Consider the following 244-nt stretch of genomic DNA (forward strand, 5'->3'; position numbering starts at 1 on the left):
GCCCCAGGGCGCGCCAGGCGGGCCATCGCGGCAAACAGCTGCGGACTCCACATATCCGGGTTTTTGGACGGCGCAAACCCGTCGAGGAACCAGGCATCAACCTGCTGGTTGAGAGAATCATCGAGCTTGTCAGTCAGTTCGTTGATATCACCGAGCCAGATATCGAGGGTCACTCGCCCGCCGTCCAGCAGAAGACGATGGCAGCCCGCGATAGGCAGTGGCCACTGGGCCTGAAGCTGCTCTG

General features: G+C 61.9%; 1 protein-coding gene. It reads right to left on the reverse strand.

Features of this window, described 5'->3' with window-relative positions:
- Window positions 1-244, reverse strand: a 244-nt coding sequence (locus tag P8629_RS12945; RefSeq protein ID WP_442908721.1) for an MnmC family methyltransferase, incomplete at both ends; no start/stop codon positions are given.

Source organism: Hydrogenovibrio sp. 3SP14C1, assembly GCF_029625905.1.
Classification (GTDB): domain Bacteria; phylum Pseudomonadota; class Gammaproteobacteria; order Thiomicrospirales; family Thiomicrospiraceae; genus Hydrogenovibrio.